We start from the raw sequence: 240 nt of genomic DNA on the forward strand, positions 1-240 counted from the left end.
GGGGTCATGTCCCGCGTGCAATGCCGCCCCCATCCAACAGACGGCGATAGAGCTCCTGGGTCTGATCCGCGACCGTCTCTTGTGAGAAACGCGTGCAGGCCAGCTCGCGCGCCGCAGCCCCCATGCGTCGACGCATCCCAGGATCATTGGCCAAACGGCGCAACGCGTCCGCCAACGCCTGCGTATCGCGTGGCGGCACTAACAGGCCCGTCGCGCTCTCGGGTACGAGATCGCGGCAGC

Annotated in this window: 1 protein-coding gene; it reads right to left on the reverse strand. The window is 67.5% G+C overall.

The window, feature by feature from the left end; translation table 11 throughout:
- Positions 1-4: 4 nt before the first annotated feature.
- Positions 5-240: glycosyltransferase (locus R0J92_RS26145; protein ID WP_411053833.1), on the reverse strand; the 236-nt coding region annotated here is incomplete at its 5' end.

Source organism: Tritonibacter sp. SIMBA_163 (assembly GCF_046535935.1).
GTDB classification, from domain to species: domain Bacteria; phylum Pseudomonadota; class Alphaproteobacteria; order Rhodobacterales; family Rhodobacteraceae; genus Epibacterium; species Epibacterium scottomollicae.